Below are 4,300 nucleotides of genomic sequence, written 5' to 3'. Positions count from 1 at the left end.
GTGAAAGGACGACCAGGATCCTCTCGGTCTCCTTCCCACTTCAAACATAGCATGGGAACAACACACAGGATCCTAGGGTCTGCGCCGCGTCGCTGCGCTCCTTGCTTCGCCCTAGGATGACGAAGCGATGGGCTGCCGCAGAAAACAAATCCGCTCTTCAAACCCATCTCGCAAAATCATTCCTCTACTAAGTTTATAGAACTACCTAGCCTGATCCCATCTTCCAACCGGCGAGCCATTTTCCCGGCGCCGGTGCCCATCGAAGGAGAGGGTCATGTTCAATCTTACCAAGCACTTCAATCTGACCAGACGAGTTTTCGGCATCGGGCTGCTGGCGGCAAGCGTTGCCGTGTCGTTCGGCGCCGCCGCGCAGGAGCTGAAGCAGTTCAGCATCGGCTATCAGAAGACCGGCCTGCCGGTGATCGCCAAGCAGCAGCAGGTGATCGAAAAGGCGCTTGAAGACAAGGGCGTCACCGTCAAATGGGTCGAGTTCACCTCCGGGCCGCCGCTGGTCGAGGCCCTCAATGTCGGCGCCATCGATGCCGGATGGACCGGCGATGCGCCGCCGATCTTCGGCCAGTCGGCCGGCGCCAATATCGTCTATGCGGCGGCACTGCCGTCGAATGGCGAGGGCGAGGCGATCTTCGTCAAGCCGGCCTCGCCCATCCAGTCTGTCGCCGAGCTGAAAGGCAAGCGCGTCGGCGTCGGCAAGGGCACCAGTGCACACAATCTGCTCGTCGCCGCCCTGGAAAAGGCCGGCATTCCGTTCGACCAGATCACGCCGGTCTATCTGAGCCCCGCGGACGCGGCCGCCGCCTTCGCCAGCGACCAGATCGATGCCTGGACTGTCTGGGATCCGTTCTTCGCCATCGCCGAAACCCGCTACCAGCCGCGTGTGCTGGCCCGCTCCAGCGAGGTGCTCAGGGTCAACACCTATTTCCTCGCCAACAAGGATTTCGCCAAGGCGCATCCCGAGATCGTCACGACGACGATCGCGGCCCTTGGCGAGGCGGCGAAATGGGCCGACCAGAACCGCGACAAGGTGGCCGAGGCGCTGCACGAGGTGACCGGTGTGCCGCTCGACGCGCAGACGATCGCCGCCAACCGCACCAAATTCGGCATCATTCCGATCACCGACGAGATCGTCGCCGGCCAGCAGGCGACCGCCGACCGCTTCTTCAAGCTCGGGCTGATCCCGAAGGCGGTCCGCATTTCCGACGCGGTGTGGACCGCGCCAGGCAATTGATTTTCTCTCCGACGGTGCCGGGCGAGAACGCCCGGCGCCGTTTGACGTTTGCACCTTCCAAGAGGCCAGACATGACCGCGCCAGCCAGCACCGCCCCGCTCGCTTTCTTCTGGTTCATCCCGACGCATGGCGACGGCTCCTATCTCGGTTCCGAGGAGCAGCAGCGGCCGCCGGAGTTCGGTTACTTCAAGGAGATCGCGCAGGCGGTCGACAGGCTTGGCTTTCCCGGCGTGCTGTTGCCGACCGGCCAAAACTGCGAGGATTCCTGGATCACCGCGACGGGCCTTGCGACGCTCACCGAAAAACTGAAATTCCTCGTCGCGCTGCGGCCGGGCGTGACGCTGCCAACCTTTGCCGCGCGCCAGACGGCGGCCCTCGACCGGCTGAGCAATGGCCGGCTGCTGCTGAATGTCGTGGTCGGCGGCAACCCGACCGAGCTCGCCGGCGACGGCGTCTTCCTGCCGCATGACGAGCGCTATGCCCAGGCGCACGAATTCCTGACCATCTGGCGCGGACTGGTGTCGGGCGAGCGCGTCAATTTCGACGGCAAATATTACCGCGTCGAGAATGGCCGCCTCGACCTTTTGCCGCGCCAAGAGCGGCCGCCGCTCTATTTCGGCGGGTCGTCGGATGCCGGGCAGGATCTGGCCGCCGACCTCGTCGACATGTACCTGACCTGGGGCGAGCCGCCGGCGCAGGTGGCCGAGAAGCTCGCTGCGGCACGAAGCAAAGCCGCGCTGCGCGGCAGAAAACTGCGCTTCGGCATCCGGCTGCATTTCATCGTGCGCGAGACCGAGGAGGAAGCCTGGCGCGCCGCCGACCGGCTGATCAGACACGTCACCGACGCCCAGATCGAAAACGCGCAGGCGCGTTTCCTCACCCAGATGGACTCGGTCGGCCAGCGTCGCATGGCCGAACTGCATGGCGGCCGTCGCGACAGGCTGGTGGTGTCGCCCAATCTGTGGGCCGGCGTCGGGCTGGTGCGCGGCGGCGCCGGCACGGCTCTGGTCGGCACGCCGGAGCAGATCACCGAGCGCATCCGCGAATATCAGGCGATCGGCATCGATACCATCATCGGCTCCGGCTATCCGCATCTCGAGGAAGCCTACCGCGTCGCCGAGCTGCTATTCCCAAAACTCGGGCTCGGCACCAGGCGGCAGCGGGCGCATGAGAACATCGCCAACGAATTCTCGGTCGGCTTCCATGGCGCCAACCGCCTGCAGGCCTCGTCATGAGCTTTGGCGCAGGCCTCCGCGGCAATGGCATCGGCTGGCTGCTGCCGGCGCTGGTGATCGCCGGCTGGGAGATTGCATCACGGGCGGGCGTCATGCCGGCCAACGTGCTGCCGGCGCCAAGCGCCGTCGCCGAGGCCTTCTGGCGGCTGACGCTGTCGGGCGAACTGATCCGCAACATCGGCATCAGCACCGCACGCGCGCTTGCCGGCTTCGCCGTCGGCGGCTCGATCGGCTTTGCGCTTGGGCTCGCCAACGGATTGTCGACGCTGAGCCGCGGCCTGACCGACACGACGCTGCAGATGATCCGCAACATTCCGCACCTGGCGCTGATCCCGCTGGTCATTCTGTGGTTCGGCATCGACGAGGAAGCAAAGCTGTTCCTGGTGGCGCTCGGCGTGTTCTTTCCGATCTACGTCAACACGCTGCTCGGCATCCAAAGCGTCGATCCGCAGCTGGTCGAGATGGGCCGCGTCTACGGCATGGATCGCCGCGCCCTGTTCTTCCGCGTGATCCTGCCTGGCGCGCTGCCGGCGATCTTCGTCGGCCTGCGCTATGCCTTGGGCATCATGTGGCTGACGCTGATCGTCGCCGAAACCATCTCGGCCAGTTCCGGCCTCGGCTACATGGCCATGCAGGCGCGAGAATTCCTGCTGATCGATGTCGTCGTGCTGTCGATCCTGATCTATGCGCTGCTCGGCAAGCTCGCCGACAGCCTCGCCCGCCTGCTCGAGCGGCTGTCGCTCGGCTGGCATCCGGCCTTCCAAAACGAATGAGATATTGCCCATGACAGCCGCCAGCCTGACCGCAGCCCGCTCCTTCGTTGCCACGCCGGCGCGGCCGATAGGCTCGGTCGAAGGACAGCGGGCCTTTGCCTTCAGGCAAGTCGGCAAGCGCTTCGGCGACAAGATCGTGCTCGACGGCATCGATCTGGATGTGCCGGCCGGGCAGTTCCTTGCCGTCATCGGCAAGAGCGGCTGCGGCAAGAGCACGCTGCTCAGGCTGCTGGCCGGGCTCGACCGGCCGACATCAGGATCGCTGACATTCGGAGTGGAAGAGGAAGGCCACGGCCGCACCCGCTTCATGTTCCAGGAACCACGGCTGTTGCCCTGGGCCAGCGTGGTGAAAAACGTGCAGGTCGGGCTGACCGGGATAGCTTCCGGCGCGGAGGCGCGCCAACGCGCGCTCGACATTCTCGGCGCGGTCGGGCTTGCCGATCGTGCCGACGAATGGCCCTCGGTGCTGTCCGGCGGCCAGAAGCAGCGCGTGGCGCTGGCCCGGGCGCTGGTCGGCCACCCGCAGATCCTGGCGCTCGACGAGCCGCTAGGCGCGCTCGACGCGCTGACCCGCATCGAGATGCAGCAGCTTCTGGAGCGCATCTGGCTGGCGCAGAAGTTCACCGCCGTGCTGGTCACGCATGATGTCGCCGAGGCGGTCGCGCTCGCCGATCGGGTCGTGGTGATCAGCGAAGGCCGGATCGCGCTCGATCTGGATGTGCCCGTGGAGCGGCCACGCCGGCGCGGTTCCGTCGAGCTTGCGCGGCTCGAGGGCAAGATTCTGGACCGGCTGTTCGGGTAAGGCTGTCGGGGCAGAAGCAGTTCAACGTTCGGAATTTGGCCGAGGCCTCCCCGACTTCGTCATCCACGGGCGGAGCGGAAGCGAAGACCCGAGGATACATGCCGTGACCTTGGCCGAAGTATGCAGCAGAGCAGAATTCTCCACCGTGACGACGCGTTTGAGTCGCGGCATGGCAACTGTGTTCATGCGAAAGCTTTTTTGTCTCGAATGATGGCGTTTAGGACGACGAGAAGCTTCCTTGCGA

Annotated in this window: 4 protein-coding genes; all 4 read left to right on the top strand. The window is 65.3% G+C overall.

All coding sequences use genetic code 11. The features are described from left to right. The first annotated feature begins 274 nt into the window (after positions 1 to 274). The 4 genes from NKH19_RS32965 to NKH19_RS32950 all read left to right on the top strand — a co-directional run bounded on the left by NKH19_RS32965 (position 275) and on the right by NKH19_RS32950 (position 4,056). A complete protein-coding gene (locus NKH19_RS32965; RefSeq protein WP_352874080.1) occupies positions 275 to 1,246 on the top strand; it encodes a sulfonate ABC transporter substrate-binding protein in 972 nt (323 codons plus the stop codon). Between the two features lie 71 nt (positions 1,247 to 1,317). After that, a complete protein-coding gene (gene ssuD / locus NKH19_RS32960) occupies positions 1,318 to 2,481 on the top strand; it encodes an FMNH2-dependent alkanesulfonate monooxygenase (RefSeq protein WP_352874079.1) in 1,164 nt (387 codons plus the stop codon). Further along, positions 2,478 to 3,254 carry an ABC transporter permease subunit gene (locus NKH19_RS32955; protein ID WP_352874078.1) on the top strand — a complete coding sequence of 259 codons (777 nt, stop codon included), beginning with the start codon at positions 2,478 to 2,480 and terminating at the stop codon, positions 3,252 to 3,254. The genes ssuD and NKH19_RS32955 overlap by 4 nt, the downstream gene beginning before the upstream one ends. Before the next feature lie 10 nt (positions 3,255 to 3,264). Beyond that, positions 3,265 to 4,056, top strand: a complete 792-nt coding sequence (locus tag NKH19_RS32950) for an ATP-binding cassette domain-containing protein (protein WP_352874077.1) — start codon at positions 3,265 to 3,267, stop codon at positions 4,054 to 4,056. The last annotated feature ends 244 nt before the right edge of the window (positions 4,057 to 4,300 follow it).

This window comes from Mesorhizobium sp. M1338 (assembly GCF_040318045.1).
In the GTDB taxonomy this organism is placed as follows: domain Bacteria; phylum Pseudomonadota; class Alphaproteobacteria; order Rhizobiales; family Rhizobiaceae; genus Mesorhizobium.
The sequence above is the reverse complement of the archived record's forward strand: the minus strand, read 5'-3'. Positions and strand labels throughout refer to the sequence as shown.